A 24,078-nucleotide genomic window follows, 5' to 3' on the forward strand; every position below is an offset into this window, starting at 1 on the left:
TTAGGCTTCTCCTTTTATTTTGAAATGGATACAATGTCCAAATGGATCCTCGACTTGTAATATTCCATCTTTGTACGTAGCAATCTTGCCAATATTTTTTAAGCTTTCACATACTTGCTCTTTTTGTTTTTCATCCGCTAGTACAATTGTGAAATATTTTAAACCAACAGAACCTGGCATTTGCGGTGGTACCCCTTCACCTTGCCACGTATTTAAACCGATATGGTGATGATAACCACCTGCTGATACGAACAACGCTCCATTACGAGCTGGGATCGTTACTTCAAAACCAAGACCATCAACATAGAAACGTTTCGCTTCCTCTAAATCAGCTACATGGAAATGAATATGCCCCATCACAGTACCAGCTGGAAATCCATTCCATGTACTTCCTTGCTGTAATAATTCTTCACCAGCTAACGGGTTACTAACAAATGGGAGTTCTCCATTCTCATCACGCCAAACTTCTTTTTGTCGATCATGATAAATTTCAATCCCGTTTCCATCTGGATCAGCTAAATAAAGAGCTTCACTAAAGTAATGATCGGCTCCGCCATGTAGTGGATATACCATCTCTACAAGATGACGAAGAACATTCGCTAAATCCTGCCTACTTGGTAATAAAATTGCGTAATGATATAACCCTGTTCTTCCTCTTTGTTTCGGAAAAGCTTCTTTCTTTTCTTCAATGATAAGAAGTGGTTCATCATTTTCATTCCCAAATGTAACGACTGCTTCTTCTTCTTTTAGCACCTTCATACTTAGTACTTCCGTATAAAACTCTAGTGATTTCTTTACATTAGATACGTATAAATGAACAACATCAAGTGTTGTATCGGGATGAAGTTGAAAACTCATCTTGTTAGCCCCCCCATTTAAATTAGTTCTTCTTTGACATTTTTTCTTTTAAGAAATTATCTACAAAACCATCAGCTTTTGCAACAAATAAATATGCACCCATTGCTAATAATGCAAGTTCTAATTCGAAACCAGGATTTTTTCCATCTCCCAATAAACCAGCTGACCATTTCACTTTTACGATTGCTCCAACCATAACAAGCGCAAATAATAATCCAATATATCTTACACCTAAACCTAGAATTAATAATAGGCCTCCAACTAATTCAAATGTTGCTACACCGTATGCAAGTCCTCCTGGTAAACCAATGCTTGTAAACCACCCTGCAATATTGTCAATTCCTGATTGGAATTTTGTTAAACCGTGCATGAAGAATGTTACCCCTAACACGATACGAATAATTAAGTTACCAATATGTTGATTCATTTCTTTCTCTCCTTTATAGTTTTCTTATACAAAACTTTTATTTACATTACAAAACATACACTAATTTTTTTTATTCGTCAATTCATTTTCACTGGGAAAAAATATATTTTTTTTGCTATGATACAAATAGTTGTTTACAAAAAGGAGCTTGATTTTATGAATATTGGTTCTGCAATACGTGAAATTCGTCAACGTAGGGGCATAACAATCGCACAAATTTGTGAGGGAACAGGTCTTTCTAAAGGATTTATGAGTCAGGTTGAAAATAATAAAACATCACCATCTATCTCAACTTTAGAAACGATCTCCAATTTTTTAAACGTTCCCCTTCCCTATTTATTGTTAGAGCAAAAAGATCGATTAAAAATTGTCAAAAAAGAAGAACGGAAATACAGTGTATACGGCAAAGATGAGCAAAGAATTGAACATGTTGCGGAGCAAGGGGGCCTTCGCCTATCTTTAGTAGAAATCCCTACTGGATTCCCGAAAGAAAACTCACCAAATGCCCATGAAGGGGAAGAATGTCACCTTGTATTACGCGGAAAACTAGAAGTTCAGCACGGTGAAGATATTGCAATTGTAGAAGAAGGTGATTCTTTCTCATGGAATGCATGCGTTCCTCATATTGTTCGTAATATAGGAGAAGAAACTGCATTATTACTCATCTCTAGTTATGCGGAAAATCGAAAACGTGTTTATTAAATAATAAAAAAAAGAAGCCTGTTAAACAGGCTTCTTTTTTATCCCCTTATAATTCCATAACTTGTCCCAACTAGTACAGTCTTTTCATGCTGATTGCGATAAACTGACTCGATTGAAACTTTTTTATAGCCTTCCATTTGCTCAACATTTGTTAAAGTTAGTTCACAAGTGATCGTATCTCCTGTGAAAACTGGTCTAATAAACTCACTTACTAATTCTCTTGCTATGTAATGTAACTCTTCTCCCACTTTCGTTCCAATGCTAGCAGTCAATAAACCATGAACCATTAATCTTCCATTTTCATCGTATTCCACATGGTGTCTACCTTTATCACCGGTAATATTTGCAAATTCAAAAACTTCTTCCTCAGTAAATCTTCTTTCATATTTAAATACATCCCCAGCTTTTACACTCATTTTTATCCCCCTAATAATAAACAGAATTTTCTTTTATTTTATCATAAAACGAGCCTCAATCCATTCTCTATTATCAAAAGTCTCAAAATTACCTCGCTATACTTTTTTACTTTCCATTCATTTATCGGTGACCATCTCTTTTCGCGACTTGGTATCCATAATACGCACATGTTCCATTTCTCGATAGCTCTCTAACTTCAAATCCACAACTTCTATAAAAATCAAAATTGTTCGCTGATGTATGCGCAAACCAATCACCGTGGGGAAGTTTTTGCAGGCAAAGAGCTACAAGCTTCTTACCTAATCCCTTCCCTCTATATTCACACTTCACAACTAAATTTACTATGTTCGCAATCATAATTCCATCAGAAATGACTCTAACCATCGCAATCATCTCTTCCTCATCCCAAATTGTGAAAGCCCATGTTGAATTTTCGAATGCTATCGTAAATTTTTCAATTTGCCAAGAAGGGATATTATCATTACTCCAACCGGCATCTTCAAATAAAGCTTTAATTGCATATGCTGGTACACTACTCGTTCCCTCACGAATAATAAGTCCATTATGATAAATGTACATGTAACCCCTCCCTTTATTTTCATATACCATTCTTCAAAAAATGCAATTTACCTTTAAAAAAGTAATTTTTTCATCCAACACGCTTAATAGAATAAACTAGAGCATCGATTCCATGAAATGACGTTGTTTTCTCGTAGCTGAGCCCAGTTTTTCTAGCAACAAATATTGAGGCAGGATGATTCGGATTAATAAGAGAAATTAATTTATTCATTCGTAATGCTTGGAAACCATAGTCACGAAATGCTGCCGCCGCTTCTTTTGCATACCCTTTTCCCCAATACTGAGGAAGTAACCAATAACCAATTTCAATTTCCTCTTTTCCATCTATTTTCTGCTTTACCAGCCCTGCATGACCAATTCTTGTTCCCGTTTCCTTTTCAATCAATACAAATAAACCGAGACCGTTTTTATAGCTAGGAATCACCCATTCCTCCAGACTTTTTTTACACTGCATATATGTTTTTAATGTCCCATTTCCAATATAACGCATTACCTTCTCGTTCCCCCATAGTGAAGCGTAGAACTGTAAATCATCCATTGTATATTTGCGAATTTGTAAACGTTCTGTATGAAACATGCTGGCACTCCTTTCCACTAATTTATTCTTCATTTCACGATCATGTTTTGTATGTATACGGTATGTTACTATTTATTATAAAGTGAAACTTTAATCAGTGGGGAATTTTGTTCACCCCACTGATTATTAGCCTTTACCAATCGGACGTTTACGGGCAGTGGATCTCCCGTCTAACTTCTTTGCTTTAACTGAATTTTTAGGCAAGAGTCTTACTGCCTGGAAAATAGCGGGATAAATGAACCAACGATAAAATACACAATATTCATTCCAAATAACTAAAAAAAGCAGTAGACAAATATTGTCCACTGCATCCATATCATAACTAGCATAAAGAAAACTACAATTGAGGGGGGTGTAGGATTTTCAAATATACTAGATACTTATCCCGTTCTAACGGGCGGTAAACTTTCCAATTGTTTCAAGTGAAAAGTTTACCGCTCATAAGAACTTCCTTCGTTCATTAAGATAGTATTGCTAGATAATCATATACACGCTTAGATTTCTCTCCACCCATTCGTGCATGTTGAAGAAGAGAAATACCATGAGGGCCAGATGCACGCAATGCTTCTGGTTGAGCTACTAAAATAGCTTGTACAACTTCTAATTCACCAAGCATAGCTGCTGCAAAAATATCCATCCGAGCACCCTTTTCTAGTAAATAAAGAGCAATATCTTTACGACCTACATGTGCCGATGCGCCTAACGCACTTTCCCAATCTGATCCACCCCAATTATAAGAAGCGTGAAGTAAGCTTGGTGATTCAACCAATAGCTCTTGTACTTTCTCTAAATCCCCGTGAGCTGCCATAACAAATTCTCTTACTAATTCAGTGGTAATACGCTCTTCTGTTTGCATCGCTCTTCTCCCCTTTTAGAAATTCGTTTCGGTGTAAAAAAAGGCTTGTCACTTCCCTGAAAAATATCTACATCTATGCCAAATACATGTTGAAACATTTCATGGCATAGTACTTCTTCTGGTATACCATCATACTGAATCTTTCCTCGCTTTAATACAAGTAAACGATCACTATATTGAGCAGCTTGGTTAATGTCATGTAAAACCATTATAATTGTCATTCCAAACTCCTCATTTAATCGTTTCACAAGTTCCATTACTTCCAACTGGTGAACGATATCTAAAAAGGTTGTTGGTTCATCCAATAATAAGACATTTGTACGTTGCGCTAGCGTCATCGCAATCCAAGCACGTTGCCGTTCCCCTCCTGATAAAGAATGTAAAAGACGATATTCATACCCTTCAAGATTTGTAACAGACAATGCCCAATCAACAATTTCTTCATCTTCTTTATTTAAGCGGCTACTCCATGATTTATGTGGACCTCTTCCGAACTCAATTAGTTCTTTCACTGTTAAGTCTAATTGATGATCATGCATTTGTGGTAACATTGCTAATTGCTTCGCTACATCAGCACTCTTCATCATATGAATATTTTTCCCATCTAAAATGATGTCCCCTTCGCTTTGTTTCAGTAGCCTTGCTATTAAACGAAGCAAAGTAGATTTTCCCGATCCATTCGGACCAATTAAACTAACGATTTCTCCAACCTTAATATGTACATTCATATTTTGCATTTGAAATCTTTCAGAGTGTGCGTAAAACACTTTGTTAACGGAAATCACTTTGTTTTCCTCCTCTATGAATTAAATATAAGAAGAACGGACCACCTAAGAAGGACAGTAAAATACCAACAGGCAATTCGATTGGGTCAAACCAACTTCGAGCTATTGCATCCGCAAAAACAAGTAATACCCCGCCGCCAAGGCATGATAAAGGTAGCAAATATCTATAATCATTTCCAACTAATAAACGTAGCATATGTGGTACGACAAGACCGACAAATCCAATAAGACCAGACACACTTACTGCAATTCCAGCTAATAATGTACTTACTACGATTAAATAAAACCGACTTTTTTCCACATTATGTCCTAATAACTTTGCCATTTCATCTCCAAGCATTAACACTCGAATATGCTTAATACCAAAGAAAGCTAATATAATGGCGACTATTGCATAATAAATAATCATGTTTAAATGTGCCCAACTTACACCACCAATACCGCCCGCTAACCACGGTAACACCGATTGTACTTTGTCACTATGTAATAACATTAATGCTGACGTTGCTGCACCAATTAATGCATTGATCGACACCCCTACTAAGACGATCCTTGAAGGTGGTGCCCCTTTTTGCCATGATAAAGCATAAATAACCATCGCTGTTATGAAAGCTCCTAAAAACGCCCCTAGTGGTAAAAAAGCTAGATGCTGTGGGAATAAAATCATGATGACAATTGCTACAAAGCCTGCTCCAGATGAAACTCCGATAATACCAGGATCTGCAAGAGGGTTTCTCATAACCCCTTGTAGCAGTGTACCAGATGCAGCTAAACATGTTCCTACTATAAACCCAATAAGCACTCTCGGTATGCGAAGATCCCATACAATTCGATGAACTGTCGAACCTTCCTCTTGTATACCTGTTAAAATATCTCGTATAGAAAAGGATAAACTTCCTGCGAAAAGACCGTACAAGAGACCTAGGATTGTTAATATAACTAAAGTAACTGCTATTATCCATCTTTTTTTCGCAAAAGGATGTTCCTTTTCTCTTACTACTTCACTACTTTCCATACGTATCATTTCCTTACATCTTGTATACTTTTATACATAAAATCCATTGCTTCTGTAACTTTTGTACCAGGATTAGATCCAAATAAATCAGGTGGCAAAATAACTACACGGTTTTGTTTTACTGCCTCTAAATTTTTCCACGCTTCATTTTTCATCATTTCGCCTTCGAATGCTTTTTTCACACTTTTTGGATCTCCGTGTGTAATTAAATAAATCACATCTGGATTCGCCTCAATAATACGTTCTACACTTAGCTGTGCATATTGCGGATATTCTTTCGTTTCTGGAAAATCAGAAGCAATATTTTTTCCGCCTGTTTTTTCTAAAATATCACCTGATAAAGATGTTGGTAATGCCGCTAAATAAGTACCTGGTGCGCCATACACTAGCAATGCTTTCACATCGCTCTTTTTCTCATATTTCTTCATTTGATCATTCATTTTTTGATTAATTTCTTTTGCTTTATCTTCTTTCTTCATTACCGTTCCATATAATTCAATATTCTTTTGAATATCTTGTACAGAATTCGCAGAAGAAATGATAACTTGCGTTCCTTGTCCTTCAACCGTTGGCACATTCTTTTGGAATCCATTGTTAGCAACAAGTACATCGGGCTTTAAACTAGCAATTTGCTCAAAATTCGGTTGATGTGCATTCCCAATTACTTGTGCTTTCTTTAACTCCTCTGGAAGAGTTAATTTCGTATCCGGGCGACCTACTATTTTTCCACCTAAAGCATGAATAATATCCATGTCCCCCATACTTAATGTTGCAAAATTTTCTGGCACTTTATCGAATGTTACCTTTCTTCCTGATAGGTCAGTAATTTCGATTTTCTCTTTTCCTTTTTCTGTTTTGGTTGCAGACGCTTTTTCGTCCCCTTTGGCACTGCAACCTATTAACAAGAAAAAAATAGATAAAATCGCTGTAAATAGCGTAATAGATTTTTTCATTCCTTCACCTCTAATTGATAATGATAATCATTAACTACTATTCTACTTTAATTGATAAGGATTATCATTGTCAACACGAAACGCATACATTTTTCTACAAAAAACAAAAAGCGTGACAAAAAGATTTTTTCTTTTCGCCGCGCTCTACTTAACAATATTATTCACATTCATTTTCCTCTAGCTGGTCACGCATCACTTTCACACGCTGAAAGAAAAAGAACGATAAACTTAAAAATATAACGATGCTCCCCATCATAACAAAAAATTGGATTGTCTCTTTTGCTCCATTCGGAATCAACAAGCCAACCATTAACAATGTACTTACAGCGAGAAGAATTTGTCCGAACCGAGTATAGTCTTCTATTTTTCCTTTTAATTCTTTCATTATATTCTCACTCCTCCATTTCACTGTATCATATTCTATGAAACTGAAAGACCAGTAAATACAGCCATTCTGGGAGATGTTTTCCAATAAAAAAAGAGCCGCTTTACTGCGGCTCTTTTGTAATCATTATTCACCTTTATATGCTTCCATATAAATTTCTTTCAGTTCTGAAATAAGTGGCAACTTTGGATTAGCAGTTGTACATTGATCTTCAAAAGCTCTTTCTGCTAATACTCCAACAACCTCTTCAAATTGCTCTTTATCTACTCCTTGTCCTGCAATACTCATATTAATATTTAAGCTTTTTCCAAGCTCAATAATTGCTTTGACGAGTGATTCCACCCCTTCTGCTGCCGAGCTTGCTGGAAGCCCGAGCATTCTCGCTATATGTGCATATCTTTCATCTGCCACAAAGTGCTCATATTTTGGGAACAATGCGTGTTTTCTTGGCTTAATAGCATTATAGCGGACTACATGCGGCATTAGAATGGCATTTGCGCGTCCGTGCGGAATATGGAATTCTGGTCCAATTTTATGTGCTAAGCTGTGATTAATACCGAGGAAAGCATTTGCAAATGCCATACCTGCAATTGCAGAAGCGTTATGCATTTTTTCTCTTGCTTCTTCATCATTTCCATCTTTATATGCTCTCGGTAAATATTTGAATACGAGATCAATAGCTTTTAATGCTAATCCATCTGTATAGTCATTTGCCATAACAGACACATACGCCTCAATTGCATGTGTTAAAACATCCATACCAGTATCTGCTGTTACATGTGGTGGTACTGTCATTACAAATTGCGGATCAACAATTGCTACATCTGGTGTTAATTCATAATCTGCAAGCGGATACTTTATATTATTTTTCTTATCGGTAATAACCGCAAATGGTGTCACTTCTGATCCCGTTCCTGATGTCGTTGGAATCGCAACAAACTGCGCCTTATTTCCTAATTCCGGATATTTACATGTACGTTTTCTTATATCTAAAAACTTCTGTTTAATGCCATAGAATGTCGTTTCTGGATGCTCATAGAATAACCACATTCCTTTTGCTGCATCCATAGCTGAACCACCACCAAGTGCGATAATTACATCTGGCTTAAAGCTTCTCATCATTTCCGCACCTTTAAAAACAGTTTCATCTGATGGATCTGGTTCGACCTCAAAGAAAACTTCAACTTTCACATCATTTGCATGCTTGTTTAAATAGTGCGCGACTGTATCGACATAGCCATGTTCAACCATTCCAGGATCCGTTACAATAAATGCACGTGAAATGTTAGGCATATTTGCTAAATAAGCTGTAGCATGTTTTTCAAAATAAATTTTTGGTGGCAATTTGAACCACTGCATATTCTTTTTTCTATTTGCCAGCCTTTTTATATTTAATAAATGAGTGGCTGTTACATTTCGGGAAACTGAATTCTTTCCGTATGAACCACAACCAAGTGTAAGTGATGGAATAAATCCATTATATATATCCCCTATTCCACCTTGTGATGAAGGTGCATTTACAATGAGACGGCAAGCTTTCATACGTAACCCAAATTGCTTTTGCACATCTTTATTTGTAGAATGGATAACTGCTGAATGTCCTAAACCACCTAGGTTCAACATTTCTTCGCAATATGTAAATCCTTCTTCTAATGAATTCGCCTTCACACAAGCTAATACTGGACTCAGTTTCTCACGAGATAACGGATATGCTGCTCCGATACCTTGAATTTCAGCTACAAGCATTTTTGTATGTTCAGGAACAGTAATCCCAACTAAATCGGCAATATACTGTGCTGATTTCCCTACAATATCACTATTTACAGCACATGTATTTTCATTTATAACAAGCTTTTCTAATTTTTTTCTTTCTTCTTCTGTTACAAAGTAACAATTGTTTTCAATCATTTCTGTTTTAACATCATCATAGATTTCTTTATCGACAATGATTGCTTGTTCCGATGCACAAATCATACCGTTATCAAATGTTTTCGATAAAATTAAATCATTAACAGCTCGTTTTACATGTGCTGATTTTTCTATATAACACGGTACATTACCAGGACCAACACCTAACGCTGGTTTTCCAGTAGAGTAAGCTGATTTCACCATACCAGCGCCTCCAGTTGCTAGAACGAGTGCTACACCATCATGGTTCATTAATTGTTTCGTCGCTTCAACAGACGGTCTTTCAATCCATTGAATACAGTGTTTTGGTGCACCAGCTTTCATCGCTGCATCATATACTGTTTTCGCCGCTGCCACAGAACATTTTTGTGCGGAAGGATGAAATGCGAAAATAATTGGATTTCTTGTTTTTATCGCAATTAACGCTTTAAACATTGTTGTCGACGTTGGATTCGTTACTGGCGTTACCCCAGCTACTACACCGACAGGTTCCGCGATTTCTATTATTTCTTCATGAGAATCTTCGTGAATAATTCCTACCGTTTTATCTTGCTTTATACTATGCCAAATATATTCAGTGGCAAAAACATTTTTAATGCATTTGTCTTCATATACACCACGGCCAGTTTCTTCAACTGCCAATTTTGCTAGCGGCATATGTTGATCAACACCTGCTAATGCCATTTCATGAACAATGTTGTCAATTTCCTCTTGTGTAAAACTTTCTAATGCTTGTAAAGCTTGTTGACCATTATTTACTAGCGTATCAATCATCTTTTTTACTTCCTGCATTTCATTTACAACTTTCTCTTTGACTACCATGTAAATTTCCTCCTATTCTACTATCACGGTCCTTATATGTCCCTATAGGTCAAAATAAGTCCCAATTAACATAAAAAAATAGAGATGCTTTCCTACATGAATTTCATCGTTTGTGAAATGTTTCACAAGTTTGTTCGTGAGTAACATTTCCTGAATTCAATATACATGAAATCATTTCGTTTGTGTATGTCTATTTTGTGAAATATTTCACAAAATGATGTAATAAAAAAACGCACTGCTCTATATTAGCAGTGCGTTTTTTTATTATGCTAGCGCTTGTGCTAAATCTTCAATTAAATCTTCACCATCTTCAATACCGACAGAAATACGAATTAATGTATCTGTAATTCCTAATTCTTTGCGGCGATCAGCTGGGATTGATGCATGTGTCATTTGAGATGGAATAGAAATTAAACTTTCTACTGCTCCTAAACTTTCAGCAAGTGTAAAGTACTGCAATTTCTCAAGTACTTTATTTAATGTCTCTTCACTATCTACATCAAATGAGATAATAGCACCAAATCCATTTGCTTGTTCTGTTGCTAATTCGTGGTTTTGATGTGATTCAAGACCTGGGTAATATACTTTATTTACTTTTGGATGATTATTTAAGAACTCAGCAATAGCGCGTGAATTCGTTTCATGTTCTTCCATACGAATTCCTAATGTTTTTAAACCACGAAGTAGTAAGAAGCTATCTTGCGGCCCAAGAATACCTCCTGTTGAGTTTTGTACAAAGTGAAGATCTTCTGCTAGTTGTGGGCTATTTACAACTACTAGACCTGCAACTACGTCACTATGACCTCCTAAATATTTCGTTGCACTATGAAGCACAATATCTGCTCCTAAAGAAATCGGCGACTGCCAATATGGCGTCATGAATGTGTTATCAATAATTGTTAATAAGTCTTTCTCTTTAGCAAGAGTAGATATTTTCTTAATATCAGTAATTTTTAGTAGTGGGTTCGTTGGTGTTTCCACATAAATTGCTTTCGTATTTGGACGAATCGCTTCTTTAACTTCCTCTAAGTTTGTTGTATCTACAAATGTATGCTCAATACCGAAACGGTTTAATACTTTTGTAATAACGCGGTATGTTCCGCCATAAACATCATCTGTTAAAATAACGTGGTCACCTTTTGAGAACAACATAATTGTCGCTGTAATAGCAGCCATTCCTGAACCAAATGCAAATCCAGCATGCCCATTTTCTAATACAGCAATCATTTCTTCTAAAGCTGCACGTGTTGGGTTACCTGTACGTGAATATTCATATCCTTGATGCTTACCAACTGCTTCTTGTTTGTACGTACTTGTTTGATAAATCGGTACGTTTACAGATCCAGTTGAAGGTTCTCCTATGCGAATACCATGAATTAACTTTGTCTTTGCTCTCATTTTTTATTCCCATCCTTTGTATATGTCTTTACTTAAATAGCGCTCACTGCTATCAGGAAAAATGGTTACAATATTTGTACCTGGTGCTGCCTTCTCTGCCTCAAGTAAGCTCGCATGAAATGCTGCTCCTGAAGAGCTCCCAACGAGAAGTCCTTCTTTTTGCGCTAATTCTTTCACTCGTAAAAATGCATTTCGATCAGAAATCGTATGAATTTCATCAAAATAAGATGTCTTCAAAAATGGCGGGATAAATTCCAGTCCAATTCCTTCGGTCTCATGTGAACCAGCCTTACCACCATTTAAAATAGATCCTTCTGGCTCTACGATAACTGTTTTAATATCTATATTTTTTTCTTTCAAATAAGATGCAGTCCCCATAAATGTACCGCCAGTTCCTGCTCCAGCAACAAATATGTTAATCTCTCCATTCAATGCGTCCCACAGTTCAGGTCCTAATGTTTTAAAATATGCACGAGGATTTGCCTCATTTGCGAACTGACTTGGAGAGTATGAATTCGGTATTTCATTTACTAACTCTTTTGCTTTGGCAATTGCACCTGTCATTCCTTGCTCAGTCGGTGTATGCACGACAGTTGCACCTAGTGCTTTCATTAATTCTTGTTTTTCAATACTAAATTTCTCTGGTACACAAACAATAACACGTAAATCATGCTCTAATGCTGCAAGTGCCAGTCCAATACCAGTATTCCCAGCAGTCGGTTCAATAATTGTTCCACCCTGGGTAACAAGCCCTTTTTCTAGCGCATCTTCGATTAATTCTCTTCCTAAACGATCCTTAACGCTTCCGCCTGGATTATAAAATTCAAGCTTTGCAAATAAACGGACCCCTGTTGGAAGTGAAAAACGAGTAATTTCTACAATTGGTGTATGACCAATTAACTCATGAACTCCACGATATACATTCATCGTGTTCTCCCCCTTGTTTGCCAATAAAGAAAAGGCAACTGTATGTATTTTCTTTATATGAGACAGTTGCCTTTTTGTTACATTACTTTAACTCTTCTAACACTTTTACGATAAAGTTTGTAGAATGAAGAGCTGCTTGATCTAAAAACTGATCAAATGAAACATTTGATTCTTTACCAGCAATATCAGAAAGTGCGCGAATGATAACAAACGGAATTTCATATTGGTGGCATACTTGTGCAACAGCTGCTGCTTCCATTTCTACCGCATAAAGATTTTCAAATTTATCACGGATGGCTGCAACGCGGTTCGGATCACTCATAAATGAATCACCTGTTGCAATCATACCTTTTACAACTTGAATATTTTCTTCAGCCTGCATACATTTCTCAGCTAATGCAACTAACGCCTCATCAGCTTTAAATCCAGGCGGCATTCCTGGTACTTGACCATATTCATAGTTAAATGCTGTTACATCTACGTCATGGTGACGAACTTCAGTGGAAATAACTACATCACCAACGTTTAGAGAATGATGGAATCCACCAGCTGAACCAGTATTAATTACTTTTTCAGGCTTATATTTTTCTAATAAAATTGTCGTTGACATCGCTGCGTTTACTTTACCAATACCAGACTTTAACAAGATTACTTCATGCCCTGCTAATAGCCCTTTCGTAAATTCACAACCAGCAACCGTTTCTGTTTCTGCTTGTTCTAATTTGTCACGTAAAATACGTACTTCTTCTTCCATTGCTCCAATTACAGCAATTCTCAATCTAATCCCTCTTTCTATTGCTTAGTTGCCTCCATTACCCAAACGAAATGATTTAATCTCGTGAATGTTACATGGAAGCCATTGTTTTCAAAAATAGTCTGCATAACTGGAATACGTGTATAGTATTCCGTTTGCAAATCGTTTGCTAACTGGTGGAAACCTCTTTCTTGTGCTGTTTCAACAGTTTTATCATATGCATCTTGATCTGCAAATATCGTATCAGCAAACACTATTTTACCACCTTTGTTTAGCAATTGACTATACTTCGCAATCGCTACATTTTTTTCATCATCTGTTAAATGATGAAATGCATAGGTGCTTACAATGGTATCAATTGAATTTGGAACTTCAAACGAAAGAAAATCACCCTCTGTAATTGAAAATTCTTTTGGCAATTTCTCTTTTGCAATCATGCGCATTTCACGCGACGGTTCTATACCGTAAACTGTGCGGCCAGCAAGTAATAATTTATTTGTTAAATTACCTGTACCGACACCAAATTCTAATACATTACCAAATGACTTGTTAACTACATCCTCTAGAATGTCCTCATAATGGGCGAAAACTTCTTTATATTGTATATCTTCGCCTTGTACAAATGAGTCGTACGTATGAGCCCACTCATCAAATAAACCATTAAATTCTGTACCCATAAAAATTCCCCTTTTTCTTATCGGTTTTATCAGTATGATATTCCCTCTTTCTAAAAATGTCAATTGAAATGTACATGGTATTTCCTTCTTTTCTTTGTTACACTATAGTTGATTACATAGGAGAGGGGCCGTCTTCATGTCATTTACCTTTGAAATGTTAGAAGATAAAGTAGAGTTTTTTGAAGCGGGAGACTTAGCTTCTTTAGAACGAAAAATTAGTGAACAAATCGATAATAATAAAGCGCTTATGCTTGAAGTTCATCACATCTCTCATCAAATGGTTATGGATCCTGAAAGCAAAAGACCGTATTATAGCGCGGTTGTTCATTTTAAATTAAAGAAATTGCGTTAACAAAAAAGAGAAGCTCCTAAGGAGCTTCTCTTTTTTAGTTTAGAGTTTGAACAAGTACTGGTTTCCAGCCCTCATTGTCTACCCAATCAATATTTACGTAATATCTTTTCCCACTTTGCTTATCTTGAACATCACCATAAGCTTTGCTCTTTCCAGTTTTGTCTCTTCCAACAAAATGGAATACTAATTGCTCTTTCGGTATCTCAACACCTGCAGCAATTGCACTTTGCATCTCATTCCAATCTGATGACCCTTGTTTAAACGTCATCGCCGGTGATGAACCTTGTTCTGTTCCTACAGCTTTCCAAGAAGGTTTTGTGTAAGCCTCTTTTGCCTTAGATACAGTTTTTTCAGCTGATACTTTCTCGTTAGCTTTCGCTTCTTCTTCAGCTTTTTTCTGTTCTTCTTCAGCCTTTAGCTTCTCTTCTTCAGCTTTTTTCTTAGCTTCTGCTTGCTCTTGTTCTTTTTCTTTTTTCTTAGCAGATTCTTTATCTTCTGATTTTCCAGCTTTCTCATTCTTTGTTGTTTGTTGAGAGACTTTCTTATCAGTAGAAGATGCTTGCTCTTTCGTACTAGGAACGAACAATTGATATGCTACAATAGCTACTAATAGTAATACAATAGCGATTGCAATATTTAAAACACCGTTTTGACGACGTTTTTGTTGTTTCTGTTGGAATCTTGATCCTCCTGCCATTCTCCAAACCTCCATGCAGTTTTTCCTAATTGCTATTGTAACATTAAATCTAGAAAGGTTGAACATTTACAATGATATTTTCATGAAATGAAGACATTTCACTATAAATTGCAAGATTACTTTTCATTCTCCAATTGATAGATTGCTCCCACCATATCTTTAAAAATAGGTGTAACTTTATTCACTTTGCTATCAGTCTCTAGATCAACAACAACTAAAGCATATCTTGGATTCTCATACGGAAAATAACCTGCAAACCAGCGATTCACCCTCGTCCCTTTCCCCGTTTGCGCTGTCCCGGATTTTCCAGCGACACTTAGTGGCAACGAACGGAATGCCGTTCCTGTTCCTTTCTCCCTTGTTACAACGCCTCTTAATAACTCTTGTAATGTTTTCACTGTTTCATACGAAAGCTGTTTTCCATTTAACGTATGGCTCTCAAATGTAAAAAAATCCGCTCCATTTTTATATACTATTTTTTCAACAGCTTTCACTTCCATCTTTTCTCCATTCCTCGCAATCGTCGCCATCATATTGGCAATTGCTAGAGGTGATATACGTACATCTTTCTGTCCAATCGCTGTTTGTTCTACCGCTTTTTTATTACTTTTATTTTCTTCATTCCCCCAAATAGTAGTGCCTTTCTCTTCTGACATTTGCTCAAAATGAGGTGTATGAAATACAGAACCTTTCCATCCAACCTTTTCATTTGCTCCTAGAGCTGCTACGTATGTTTCTAACACCGTCCTATCCTTTTGTAATAGCTCGTTACCTAACTCGGAAAATGTCCTGTTACAGCTCCTAGCAAAGCTCTCTTTAAAGTTAAGCGTACCCATCCTAACTTGCGGGTCGTTTTCACCATATAAATCTTTATTACAGTTAAATGTCCGATTAAACAAATTTACTTTTTGATCAATGACTGCAGCTGCAACTACTGTTTTAAAAACCGAGCCTGGAAAATGTGGCGTTAACATTTGATTTTCAAGTGTAGTTTTATATAAATTCTCATCCCTTACTTGTAAAGACGGCTTACTAACCATCGCTAATATTTCATTTGTCTTTACATCAAGTAATACTAATCCCCCCTTCTTTATTTCGTTTGCTTCAATCACTTCTTCTGCTTTTTGCTGCAACTCTTTATGTAAAGTAGTTTGAATCCTAACTGGATAAAATGGATTTCCTGGTGAAGTGTATTTCGCTTGCTTTCCGAAAATTGGTTCTCCTTGCCGATCTACTTGATATAATACTTTTGCCTCTCCATCAGTCAATAGAAATTCATCAAATGATTGCTGTAATCCTGAAATACCTATCGGCGTTTGTTTTGAAATTTTTTTCAATTCTCCATATCGCTTTTGAAATTCCCTTTCGTTCTCCCCTACATCACCAATTAAATGACTTATCTCTCCAGTTTGTTTTAATCGCACTTCACCTGCTACAATACCTAATACATGTAATTCATTTACCTTCTCCATCTGCTCTCGTGTCACTCGAAATGGAGCAGTTTCTCCTTGTAGGGTAAATGCATTTTTGTTATTTTTCATTTGTCTTCTAATCTCTTGTCTCGACACACCAATGATATGCGCGATTTTCTCTAACATGTCATTTTTTATTTGTAAAAATGGAAAAATAATTAAAACAGGATATTTTTCCTCACCTATTTCTTTACCATTACGATCTATAAACTGCCCACGTCCATCGTCTACTGTAATGGATTGTGTGCGTTGCGTAACACTTTTTTCAATTAAATTTATTTTGCGATCAGTAAATGATTCTGTATCTATAATTTGAATTTGGATTAAACGACAAAGCAATAAAAACATAACGCTCATAAAACAAATTAAAACAATTGTAATTCTCCGTTTTATTTTCATAAAAAACACCTCGTCTATTGTAGTTTAGACGAGGTACTATTTTATTTATACAAGCTCCAAAACAAAAATAGATATTATATAAAGCTATTATTGTTTTTTTGGCTTCTCTAAAAATTTCGTAAGAAGCGATTTAAATTCAGTTTCATTCACTCCAGTGTTTTTAGCAACTTCAATTACAGTAGTTGTTACATTAGCCGCTACTTTTAAATAGTCCTTACTGAAATTATCCATTTCATTTCTTTTTTCTTTTGCATTCTCAACTGTTACAGAATCAATACAAGTAATCATCTTATCTACAATATGTAAATAATTATTTTGTGCATCTATTATTTTTTGAACGTCATCTTTATTACTTACTTTCGATTGTTTTAAATATGTATATGCTTGATTCACTTCATCTTTTAAAATTTTATCATTATTTTTCGCCTGTTCTTGTAACATATTCTTCATATCATCTATTGTTTTTTGATCCATCGAATCTCGCAATAAATAATCTGGATTCCCAATCGCATAATCGTACTTAATCGTTACATCTTGAAATATTTTCATCACAATAGCTAATTGATACGCTACATCAAAATCATTGAATTCCTTTTTATCTTGTGGATTTGCTAAGGCTTTTGAACTCTCAGTTGCTTTAATATCCTGTTTTTCTTCTTGCTTCACTTTTTCTCCCTTTGATGATGTAGTTTCCTCTTTCGTTCCGCAGGCAGCAAGTCCTAATATAGAGATACTACAAACCAATCCTGTAAAGATTTTATGTTTCATAATTAGCCCCTTTTCCCTTTTGAAACCTATATTCTCCAATTATGATATCAAAGTTTAAAATGTTTTTTTGACATTTTTTGTCGAATCACTCCCAGGTTTACACAATTTTTTCTATTCTACAGATAAAGTGAAACTTTAATTAGCCCTCACCAAGCGGGCGTTTACGAGCAGTCCGACGCCCACCTAACTTCTTTACTTCCGCTGAAGTTTGAGATAGTGGTCTTACTGCCTGGCAAATAGCGGGATAAAAAAAAAGATTCTCCCGATAGGAGAATCTTTTTTTTTATTTTACAGAGACAATCTCTACTTGCATTTCTCCGCCTGGTGTTTGGATTGTTACTTTCTCACCAATTTGCTTACCTAATAAGCTTTTTGCGATTGGAGAATCGTTAGAAATTCTTCCTTCAAATGGGTCAGCTTCCGCGCTACCTACGATTGTGTACGCTTCTTCATCTCCATTTGGTAATTCTTTAAATGTTACTGTTTTACCTAATGTAACAACAGTTGATACTTCGCCATTATCTTTAATGATAACTGCGTTACGAATCATATTTTCTAATTGTGTAATACGTCCTTCTACGAACGCTTGCTCATCTTTCGCTGCATCGTACTCAGAGTTCTCAGAAAGGTCCCCGAAGCTACGTGCGATTTTAATACGTTCTACTACTTCTTTACGTCTTACTGTTTTTAATTGCTCAAGTTCGTTCTCTAGTTTTTGCTTACCCTCTTGCGTCATAGGGTATGTTTTTTCTGTTGACATATTTTCCACTCCTTTTATATACCAATCCCCCGAAAAAAAGAGGAGTTCCATATGAAAACTCCTCCGCTTCCATTGTTAGCGGAGGTTTCTAGTACCCTTGCACTAGCGGAGTTGTCACATACAACCCCGTATTTCCAATTCTTCTTTATATAAAGAAGATATGTATGGAAAGTTGATATAAATATGCCCTCACCTATATATAGATGAGGTTGCATGTTTCATTGTATTCGATAGGAAGGGAAAAAATCCCTTCCTACCGTATATCTTTTACTATGCTATTACAAATTTACTTTTTGTTCAAGAATTGTTGCAATTTTTGTCACCATAATATCAATTGCAACGTGGTTTTGTCCACCTTCAGGGATAATAATATCCGCAAATTTCTTAGAAGGCTCAATAAATTGATTGTGCATTGGACGTACAACATTTACGTACTGATCAATAACTGAATCCATCGTACGACCGCGCTCTTTAATATCACGCTGCATGCGACGCAGAATACGAAGGTCAGCATCCGTATCAACGAATAATTTAATGTCCATTAACTCGCAAAGACGTGGGTCTTCTAAAATAAGAATTCCTTCTAAAATAATTACATCTTTCGGCTCAACTGGAATAATTTCTTCTGAACGCGTATGCAATGTATAGTCATATACAGGCTTATCAATTTGCTCATATGCAAGCAACTGCTGCAAATGTTCAATTAACAGATCATTATCAAACGCAAGCGGATGATCATAATTTGTTTTTAAACGCTCTTCCATTGGTAAATGGCTTTGATCTTTGTAATAATAATCTTGCTCTAAGATTAAAATAGAATGACCTTTAAAATGGTCAAAAATCGCTTTCGTTACACTCGTTTTACCTGATCCCGAACCACCAGCAATTCCAATTACAACAGGCTTATTCGTCCCCATTCGACTATCACTCTTTCTTATTGAAGTATGCTTTTGCGCATCATATTATTCACATACACTCGTTGATCCACTTTGAATTTCACGATTTGCAACGGATGTCTCGCTGCATCTAATTCGTTTCCATCCTCATCCCAAATTTTCTCCACCGTTTGCGTAAAGTTTTCTATTTCTGGTCCAAAGAACTCCACTTCATGTCCTGGTTTGAAATGATTACGTTGCTCAATCGTTACGATGCCCGTTTCTTCATTATAATCTAACACTAAACCAGCAAAATCATACGTTGTTTTCTTACTATGATTTCCAAACATTTGCTCTTGATGTCCTGGAACCCCTTCAAAGAATGCAGGAGCTGTATCACGATTTGCACATTTATCAAGCTCATCTAACCATTCTTGTTTAAACTCAAAGTTATCTGGATCCGCACAATAAGCATCAATTACTTTACGATATACAGTTGCTACAGTCGCTACGTAATGGATTGATTTCATACGTCCTTCTACCTTTAAGCTATCGATTCCGATTTCAATCATTTTCGGAATTGATAAAATTAAATTTAAATCTTTTGGACTCATCGCAAAGTGAGCATCTCCTTCTTGGAATAGAGGAAGCTCTTTTGCATCTTTATGTTGTGATACTGTTTGAACTAAATCATAATCCCAGCGGCAAGATTGGCAACAACCACCACGATTAGAATCACGCGCTGTCATATGGTTACTTAATGTACATCTTCCTGAATATGCGATACACATTGCACCATGTACGAATGCTTCAATTTCAATATCCACTTTTTCTTTAATTTCTTTCATTTCTTCATAGCTTGCTTCACGAGCTAATACAAGACGATGTAAACCTTCTTCTTTCCAATACTGTGCTGCTTTCCAGTTGGATAGTGATTGCTGTGTGCTTAAATGCACCTCAACAGAAGGCGCTACGCGTTTACAAGTCTCAATGATAAGCGGATCAGCAACGATAATTCCCGTTACGCCAGCTTTTTCAATCCCTTTTAAATATTCCTCTAGCCCGTCCATATTTTCATTATGTGCAAAGATATTTGTTGTTACGTATATTTTTGCTCCATACTTCTTTGCAAACTCAACGCCTTCTGCCATTTCTTCTAGCGTAAAGTTACCTGCATTCGAACGAAGACCAAATTCTTGTCCACCTAAATATACAGCATCTGCCCCGTAATGGATAGCTACTTTTAATTTTTCTAAGTTACCCGCAGGGATTAACAGTTCAGGTTTCTTCACAATAACACGTTTGCCATCGATCACTCGTGAAATTTCTTGTACAGTCATTTCCTACACCCTCCTCGTTTAGTAAACCGTTTCTTTAAAGAAGAATCCTGTATCTAACGGACGATTTACTGGTTGCATTTCTTCTATTTCTTTATATAGATCATCTTTCACGTCATAATATGCACCACGATCTTCTACGCATAAATCAATCGCTTGACGATATTTCTTCGTTACTTCAATAATGTATTCAGAGCTTTTTAGTACACCGTCGATTTTTAAGCTATCAACTTCAGCTTCGATTAGTTCCTCTAATTCATCGATGAAACAAATATCGTTCGGACTCATAATGTGAGTACCATTTTCATCTTCATAAATTGGATATTTATTGTTACGCTCTGGGTCATATAAGAACATATTCTCTTCATATTTTTTCTTTTCAATGTCAAGATTACGTCCTTGATACTCAAAGTAGTTTCCTACTAATGAACGCTTCGATTGGAACATACAAGTCATACCGTGAATTTGTACTTCTAGTTCCACTTCAGCATTTTCTTTTAAATCAACAATTTCATCTAAGCTCAGCTCACGAGCTAATACAGCGCGCTTCGCTCCTCTTTGTCCCCAGTAGTTACAAGTGAACCAGTTTGTTGCTGTCGTTTCTGTATTCCAGTGCAACTGCATATTTGGTGCTACTTCGCGAACAGCCATTAATACCGCTGGATCTCCGAAAACAATTGCATCTACATTTACTTCGTTTAAAAATGAAACGTAATCTGTTAATTCTTCTACTTTATCGTTGTGGAACATAGCGTTCATGGCTACGTATACTTTCACACCATTTTCATGTGCAATCTTCACAGTTTGTTTTACATCTTCACGTGAAAACTCCCCTGCTAAACGTAAACCAAACTTTTGCTCACCGATCATTACCGCATCTGCTCCTGCTTTCGCAAGAGGTTCGATATCCGCCACCGCTCTTGGCGTTACTAACAATTCAGGTTTCTTCATACCTTGGTCACCCTCTCTTTTTACTAACAGCTACTCCATCACCAATTGGGAAAATCGTTGTATCATATCCTTCATGATTCATAAGCCACTCATTGTACGTCTTAATACGACGGATTAAACCACGTGTACGTCTGTTTTCAATTTTCTCTTTTGTCGTTACAAGACCGTGATACATAACATTATCTGAAATAATTACTCCACCAGGATTTAATAACGGTTCATATAAGTCAAAAAAGCGACGATACTGTCCTTTTGCTGCATCAATAAAAATAACGTCAAATGTCCCGTGTTCTTTTACTTGTTCACCTGTCTCTAACGCATCACCGTAAATAACTGAAATACGATCTGTTACTGGGGAACGTTCTATATATTCAAGTGCTTTTTCATATCTCTCACGATTGCGCTCAACTGTCACAATACGTGAATTTGGAATAGCTTGCATCATACGAATACTAGAATAACCGATTGCTGTTCCAAGTTCTAAAATGCTTTTCGGTCCAATTAAACGTAAAAATTGCAGCATAAATTCCATTCCAAGTCGATCCATAATCGGCACATGATTTTCTGTTGCATATTCTTCCATTTCAAGAATTAATTTATCTTTCGGATCAATAAATGATAATAGGTACTCGTTAACTGCATCCTCCATAAATGGTCCTCCTTATTTACATGGAGAAGTGCCTCTATGACGTCTTTTCACACATAGAATGCAATAAAAATACAAGCCAGCTTTACCCTTAGCTTGTACGTCCCGTTTTGATATTAAAAACGATTCTTCTGCCAGTTTTTAACCCGATATATTTTACCACAAAAAAGAGGGATGTGCGACTTTTTTCGCTATCCCTCCCCATTTCACTGTTTTTTCGTAATGTATTTTTGCTTTAATGCATTATGCTCTTCTAATGTTTTCGCATAATACACTTCACCACTTGGTGCAGCTAAGAAATAATAATAATCTGTTTGCGCAGGTTCTAACGCAGCTTCCACTGAATGTTTACCAGAGTTTGCGATCGGCCCTACCGGCAATCCTTTTACAACATACGTATTATACGGTGAGTTGACCTTTAAATCTTCGTATAATACACGTTGTTTATGCTTTCCAAGTGCATATAATACCGTTGGATCCGTTTGAAGTGGCATGCCTTTTGTTAAACGATTATAAAAGACACTAGAGATCTTTTGACGATCTGTAAAACCAGTTGCCTCTTCTTCAATAAGTGAAGATAATGTTAAAAGCTGATGAACATCCCAATTCTTCGCTTTCATTTTCGCCTCATTTTGAACAATGATTGCATTTGTTTTCTCAAGCATTGGAATTACAATTGCTTCTAACGTCGTATCTTTCTTATAAAACGAATACGTTGCAGGATATAAATAACCTTCTAATGGGTATTTAATATTACTATCAAAGATTTTATCTGTTAATAACTTCGGATACTTTTGCTGCATTTTTTGAATAAATGCTTTATCGTTTAATTGACGCGTAACATCATCTTTATTCCACTTTAGTTCTGTCGCAATCGTTTCTGCAATTTCAGTTACTTGCGCCCCTTCTTTAATCGTCACTTTATAAAGAGCTGGACGATGCACGTTGCCAGATGACATTTGTTCGATCACATCTTCAGCATTCATTGAAGGATTTAATAAATATGTACCTGCTTGTAAACTTTTCGATTTAGCCTTTGTATAAAAACTAAAAACTGTACCGTTTTTTACAGCGCCTTTTTCTTCTAAAATTTCTCCAATTTTACTTGTAGATGATCCTTTCGGAATTTCTACTTCAATCTCTTTTTTATTCCCGCTATCAACTGGTCCTAATGCGGATGAAATATACGCATAGACTGAACCACAAACTAAAAGCAGTGCAATAATCGAAAATAAAAAGATGCGTCTACGCTTCTTTTTCACTTGATTCTCTATCAAAACATTTCCTCCTTACTTAATTGTAGACCGTATGTACACCTTTCTATACAGCACGATGTAAAAACGCAACAAATTCACTTATCTTTTTTAATTGATACTTTATTTTTCTACAATCCGTCTCATTATACTACAAAGACTTACACAGTTTCGACAAAAAATCTTTCATTTTACATATAAATACAAAAAAAAGATGGACTGTATGTCGTCCATCTTTTCAGTACTTATTATTCAGCTTCTTGCTCATCAGCAATAGTGTTAAACGTTTCTTGTACCATTTCCCACTCTTCTTCTGATTCGATTGGAAGTAAAACTCCGCCCTCTTCTTCATTTTGCTCATAAGCCATTGCATCATAAATTGGGTCTCCATCTTCATCTACTTCACCGATTGGAGAGAAGATTACGTATGATTTTTTACCAAATTTGTCAGCATCAAAAGTGAAAATAATTTCACATAAATGTTCGTTACCTTTTTCGTCTACAATTGTAATTTGACGTTCTTCCATT

At 36.1% G+C, this 24,078-nt stretch carries 27 protein-coding genes; 2 read left to right on the forward strand and 25 right to left on the reverse strand.

The window, feature by feature from the left end; all coding sequences use genetic code 11:
* Together ACTL4X_RS22075 and ACTL4X_RS22080 are read right to left on the reverse strand one after the other, a co-directional pair.
* A complete protein-coding gene (locus tag ACTL4X_RS22075) occupies positions 1-858 on the reverse strand; it encodes a VOC family protein (protein WP_000009840.1) in 858 nt (285 codons plus the stop codon).
* Between the two features lie 22 nt (positions 859-880).
* Positions 881-1,285, reverse strand: a complete 405-nt coding sequence (locus ACTL4X_RS22080; RefSeq protein ID WP_001071553.1) for a DoxX family protein — start codon at positions 1,283-1,285, stop codon at positions 881-883.
* Positions 1,286-1,441: 156 nt separating this feature from the next.
* Here ACTL4X_RS22080 and ACTL4X_RS22085 point away from each other — a divergent pair, with 156 nt between their 5' ends.
* Complete coding sequence (locus ACTL4X_RS22085; protein ID WP_001020693.1) at positions 1,442-1,987, forward strand: helix-turn-helix domain-containing protein; 546 nt, start codon at positions 1,442-1,444, stop codon at positions 1,985-1,987.
* A 38-nt stretch (positions 1,988-2,025) separates the two neighbouring features.
* On the opposite strand, the gene ACTL4X_RS22090 is transcribed toward ACTL4X_RS22085, so the two are convergent.
* The 13 genes from ACTL4X_RS22090 to ACTL4X_RS22150 form a co-directional block, all read right to left on the reverse strand.
* Complete coding sequence (locus ACTL4X_RS22090) at positions 2,026-2,403, reverse strand: MaoC/PaaZ C-terminal domain-containing protein (protein WP_000111564.1); 378 nt, start codon at positions 2,401-2,403, stop codon at positions 2,026-2,028.
* 121 nt (positions 2,404-2,524) lie between these two features.
* A complete protein-coding gene (locus tag ACTL4X_RS22095; protein WP_000276126.1) occupies positions 2,525-2,983 on the reverse strand; it encodes a GNAT family N-acetyltransferase in 459 nt (152 codons plus the stop codon).
* Positions 2,984-3,053: 70 nt separating this feature from the next.
* On the reverse strand, positions 3,054-3,593 hold the full coding sequence (locus ACTL4X_RS22100; protein ID WP_004408018.1) for a GNAT family N-acetyltransferase: 540 nt from the start codon (positions 3,591-3,593) through the stop codon (positions 3,054-3,056).
* Between the two features lie 427 nt (positions 3,594-4,020).
* Positions 4,021-4,416: an ankyrin repeat domain-containing protein gene (locus ACTL4X_RS22105; RefSeq protein ID WP_001192766.1), complete on the reverse strand. Its 396-nt coding sequence runs from the start codon at positions 4,414-4,416 to the stop codon at positions 4,021-4,023.
* Complete coding sequence (locus tag ACTL4X_RS22110; RefSeq protein ID WP_000626552.1) at positions 4,383-5,201, reverse strand: ABC transporter ATP-binding protein; 819 nt, start codon at positions 5,199-5,201, stop codon at positions 4,383-4,385. The genes ACTL4X_RS22105 and ACTL4X_RS22110 overlap by 34 nt, the downstream gene beginning before the upstream one ends.
* Complete coding sequence (locus tag ACTL4X_RS22115) at positions 5,188-6,216, reverse strand: FecCD family ABC transporter permease (protein WP_002204710.1); 1,029 nt, start codon at positions 6,214-6,216, stop codon at positions 5,188-5,190. The genes ACTL4X_RS22110 and ACTL4X_RS22115 overlap by 14 nt, the downstream gene beginning before the upstream one ends.
* A 5-nt stretch (positions 6,217-6,221) precedes the next feature.
* Positions 6,222-7,169 carry an ABC transporter substrate-binding protein gene (locus ACTL4X_RS22120; RefSeq protein ID WP_000748452.1) on the reverse strand — a complete coding sequence of 316 codons (948 nt, stop codon included), beginning with the start codon at positions 7,167-7,169 and terminating at the stop codon, positions 6,222-6,224.
* Between the two features lie 157 nt (positions 7,170-7,326).
* Positions 7,327-7,554: a YrhC family protein gene (locus ACTL4X_RS22125; RefSeq protein ID WP_000661263.1), complete on the reverse strand. Its 228-nt coding sequence runs from the start codon at positions 7,552-7,554 to the stop codon at positions 7,327-7,329.
* 126 nt (positions 7,555-7,680) lie between these two features.
* The gene (gene adhE / locus ACTL4X_RS22130; RefSeq protein ID WP_441394950.1) at positions 7,681-10,284 is read right to left on the reverse strand and encodes a bifunctional acetaldehyde-CoA/alcohol dehydrogenase; all 2,604 of its coding nucleotides are present in this window, start codon (positions 10,282-10,284) and stop codon (positions 7,681-7,683) included.
* Between the two features lie 264 nt (positions 10,285-10,548).
* Positions 10,549-11,682 (reverse strand): bifunctional cystathionine gamma-lyase/homocysteine desulfhydrase, encoded by a 1,134-nt coding sequence (locus tag ACTL4X_RS22135; RefSeq protein ID WP_001201917.1) that lies wholly within the window; start codon positions 11,680-11,682, stop codon positions 10,549-10,551.
* Between the two features lie 3 nt (positions 11,683-11,685).
* Positions 11,686-12,609, reverse strand: coding sequence for an O-acetylserine dependent cystathionine beta-synthase (locus ACTL4X_RS22140; RefSeq protein ID WP_001103883.1), 924 nt, complete (start codon positions 12,607-12,609; stop codon positions 11,686-11,688).
* An 82-nt stretch (positions 12,610-12,691) separates the two neighbouring features.
* Complete coding sequence (gene mtnN / locus ACTL4X_RS22145) at positions 12,692-13,387, reverse strand: 5'-methylthioadenosine/S-adenosylhomocysteine nucleosidase (RefSeq protein WP_001217024.1); 696 nt, start codon at positions 13,385-13,387, stop codon at positions 12,692-12,694.
* 14 nt (positions 13,388-13,401) lie between these two features.
* Entirely contained in the window at positions 13,402-14,040 is a 639-nt protein-coding gene (locus ACTL4X_RS22150) for a class I SAM-dependent DNA methyltransferase (RefSeq protein ID WP_000536321.1), read from the reverse strand.
* A 136-nt stretch (positions 14,041-14,176) separates the two neighbouring features.
* On the opposite strand from ACTL4X_RS22150, the gene ACTL4X_RS22155 reads away from it, so the two are divergent.
* On the forward strand, positions 14,177-14,392 hold the full coding sequence (locus tag ACTL4X_RS22155) for a YrzA family protein (protein ID WP_000010984.1): 216 nt from the start codon (positions 14,177-14,179) through the stop codon (positions 14,390-14,392).
* Between the two features lie 34 nt (positions 14,393-14,426).
* On the opposite strand, the gene ACTL4X_RS22160 is transcribed toward ACTL4X_RS22155, so the two are convergent.
* The 10 genes from ACTL4X_RS22160 to ACTL4X_RS22205 form a co-directional block, all read right to left on the reverse strand.
* Entirely contained in the window at positions 14,427-15,089 is a 663-nt protein-coding gene (locus ACTL4X_RS22160; RefSeq protein ID WP_000897098.1) for a YrrS family protein, read from the reverse strand.
* Positions 15,090-15,205: 116 nt separating this feature from the next.
* Positions 15,206-16,960, reverse strand: a complete 1,755-nt coding sequence (locus tag ACTL4X_RS22165) for a peptidoglycan D,D-transpeptidase FtsI family protein (protein WP_000695151.1) — start codon at positions 16,958-16,960, stop codon at positions 15,206-15,208.
* 87 nt (positions 16,961-17,047) lie between these two features.
* Complete coding sequence (locus tag ACTL4X_RS22170; RefSeq protein WP_000680871.1) at positions 17,048-17,728, reverse strand: hypothetical protein; 681 nt, start codon at positions 17,726-17,728, stop codon at positions 17,048-17,050.
* A 283-nt stretch (positions 17,729-18,011) separates the two neighbouring features.
* Positions 18,012-18,488, reverse strand: coding sequence for a transcription elongation factor GreA (greA, locus tag ACTL4X_RS22175; RefSeq protein ID WP_014894880.1), 477 nt, complete (start codon positions 18,486-18,488; stop codon positions 18,012-18,014).
* 278 nt (positions 18,489-18,766) lie between these two features.
* Positions 18,767-19,405, reverse strand: a complete 639-nt coding sequence (gene udk, locus ACTL4X_RS22180; RefSeq protein WP_000537078.1) for a uridine kinase — start codon at positions 19,403-19,405, stop codon at positions 18,767-18,769.
* Positions 19,406-19,422: 17 nt separating this feature from the next.
* On the reverse strand, positions 19,423-20,703 hold the full coding sequence (locus ACTL4X_RS22185) for a peptidase U32 family protein (protein WP_000217974.1): 1,281 nt from the start codon (positions 20,701-20,703) through the stop codon (positions 19,423-19,425).
* Between the two features lie 18 nt (positions 20,704-20,721).
* Positions 20,722-21,651, reverse strand: a complete 930-nt coding sequence (locus ACTL4X_RS22190) for a peptidase U32 family protein (protein ID WP_075677870.1) — start codon at positions 21,649-21,651, stop codon at positions 20,722-20,724.
* Positions 21,652-21,658: 7 nt separating this feature from the next.
* Positions 21,659-22,300: an O-methyltransferase gene (locus ACTL4X_RS22195; protein WP_000389102.1), complete on the reverse strand. Its 642-nt coding sequence runs from the start codon at positions 22,298-22,300 to the stop codon at positions 21,659-21,661.
* Positions 22,301-22,503: 203 nt separating this feature from the next.
* Entirely contained in the window at positions 22,504-23,574 is a 1,071-nt protein-coding gene (gene mltG / locus ACTL4X_RS22200; RefSeq protein WP_000572134.1) for an endolytic transglycosylase MltG, read from the reverse strand.
* A gap of 224 nt (positions 23,575-23,798) precedes the next feature.
* Entirely contained in the window at positions 23,799-24,077 is a 279-nt protein-coding gene (locus tag ACTL4X_RS22205) for a DUF1292 domain-containing protein (RefSeq protein WP_000392730.1), read from the reverse strand.
* Between the last annotated feature and the right edge of the window lies 1 nt (position 24,078).

The organism is Bacillus sp. RE35, assembly GCF_052146655.1.
GTDB lineage: Bacteria > Bacillota > Bacilli > Bacillales > Bacillaceae_G > Bacillus_A > Bacillus_A cereus.

What these genes read in the sequence shown, in the direction of transcription:
- ACTL4X_RS22075 (WP_000009840.1), bottom strand. Translation starts at nt 858, where the DNA reads ATGAGTTTTCAACTTCATCCCGATACAACACTTGATGTTGTTCATTTA.
- ACTL4X_RS22080 (WP_001071553.1), bottom strand. Translation starts at nt 1,285, where the DNA reads ATGAATCAACATATTGGTAACTTAATTATTCGTATCGTGTTAGGGGTA.
- ACTL4X_RS22085 (WP_001020693.1), top strand. Translation starts at nt 1,442, where the DNA reads ATGAATATTGGTTCTGCAATACGTGAAATTCGTCAACGTAGGGGCATA.
- ACTL4X_RS22090 (WP_000111564.1), bottom strand. Translation starts at nt 2,403, where the DNA reads ATGAGTGTAAAAGCTGGGGATGTATTTAAATATGAAAGAAGATTTACT.
- ACTL4X_RS22095 (WP_000276126.1), bottom strand. Translation starts at nt 2,983, where the DNA reads ATGTACATTTATCATAATGGACTTATTATTCGTGAGGGAACGAGTAGT.
- ACTL4X_RS22100 (WP_004408018.1), bottom strand. Translation starts at nt 3,593, where the DNA reads ATGAAGAATAAATTAGTGGAAAGGAGTGCCAGCATGTTTCATACAGAA.
- ACTL4X_RS22105 (WP_001192766.1), bottom strand. Translation starts at nt 4,416, where the DNA reads ATGCAAACAGAAGAGCGTATTACCACTGAATTAGTAAGAGAATTTGTT.
- ACTL4X_RS22115 (WP_002204710.1), bottom strand. Translation starts at nt 6,216, where the DNA reads ATGGAAAGTAGTGAAGTAGTAAGAGAAAAGGAACATCCTTTTGCGAAA.
- ACTL4X_RS22120 (WP_000748452.1), bottom strand. Translation starts at nt 7,169, where the DNA reads ATGAAAAAATCTATTACGCTATTTACAGCGATTTTATCTATTTTTTTC.
- ACTL4X_RS22125 (WP_000661263.1), bottom strand. Translation starts at nt 7,554, where the DNA reads ATGAAAGAATTAAAAGGAAAAATAGAAGACTATACTCGGTTCGGACAA.
- adhE (WP_441394950.1), bottom strand. Translation starts at nt 10,284, where the DNA reads ATGGTAGTCAAAGAGAAAGTTGTAAATGAAATGCAGGAAGTAAAAAAG.
- ACTL4X_RS22135 (WP_001201917.1), bottom strand. Translation starts at nt 11,682, where the DNA reads ATGAGAGCAAAGACAAAGTTAATTCATGGTATTCGCATAGGAGAACCT.
- ACTL4X_RS22140 (WP_001103883.1), bottom strand. Translation starts at nt 12,609, where the DNA reads ATGAATGTATATCGTGGAGTTCATGAGTTAATTGGTCATACACCAATT.
- ACTL4X_RS22150 (WP_000536321.1), bottom strand. Translation starts at nt 14,040, where the DNA reads ATGGGTACAGAATTTAATGGTTTATTTGATGAGTGGGCTCATACGTAC.
- ACTL4X_RS22155 (WP_000010984.1), top strand. Translation starts at nt 14,177, where the DNA reads ATGTCATTTACCTTTGAAATGTTAGAAGATAAAGTAGAGTTTTTTGAA.
- ACTL4X_RS22160 (WP_000897098.1), bottom strand. Translation starts at nt 15,089, where the DNA reads ATGGCAGGAGGATCAAGATTCCAACAGAAACAACAAAAACGTCGTCAA.
- ACTL4X_RS22165 (WP_000695151.1), bottom strand. Translation starts at nt 16,960, where the DNA reads ATGAAAATAAAACGGAGAATTACAATTGTTTTAATTTGTTTTATGAGC.
- ACTL4X_RS22170 (WP_000680871.1), bottom strand. Translation starts at nt 17,728, where the DNA reads ATGAAACATAAAATCTTTACAGGATTGGTTTGTAGTATCTCTATATTA.
- greA (WP_014894880.1), bottom strand. Translation starts at nt 18,488, where the DNA reads ATGTCAACAGAAAAAACATACCCTATGACGCAAGAGGGTAAGCAAAAA.
- udk (WP_000537078.1), bottom strand. Translation starts at nt 19,405, where the DNA reads ATGGGGACGAATAAGCCTGTTGTAATTGGAATTGCTGGTGGTTCGGGA.
- ACTL4X_RS22185 (WP_000217974.1), bottom strand. Translation starts at nt 20,703, where the DNA reads ATGACTGTACAAGAAATTTCACGAGTGATCGATGGCAAACGTGTTATT.
- ACTL4X_RS22190 (WP_075677870.1), bottom strand. Translation starts at nt 21,651, where the DNA reads ATGAAGAAACCTGAATTGTTAGTAACGCCAAGAGCGGTGGCGGATATC.
- ACTL4X_RS22195 (WP_000389102.1), bottom strand. Translation starts at nt 22,300, where the DNA reads ATGGAGGATGCAGTTAACGAGTACCTATTATCATTTATTGATCCGAAA.
- ACTL4X_RS22205 (WP_000392730.1), bottom strand. Translation starts at nt 24,077, where the DNA reads ATGGAAGAACGTCAAATTACAATTGTAGACGAAAAAGGTAACGAACAT.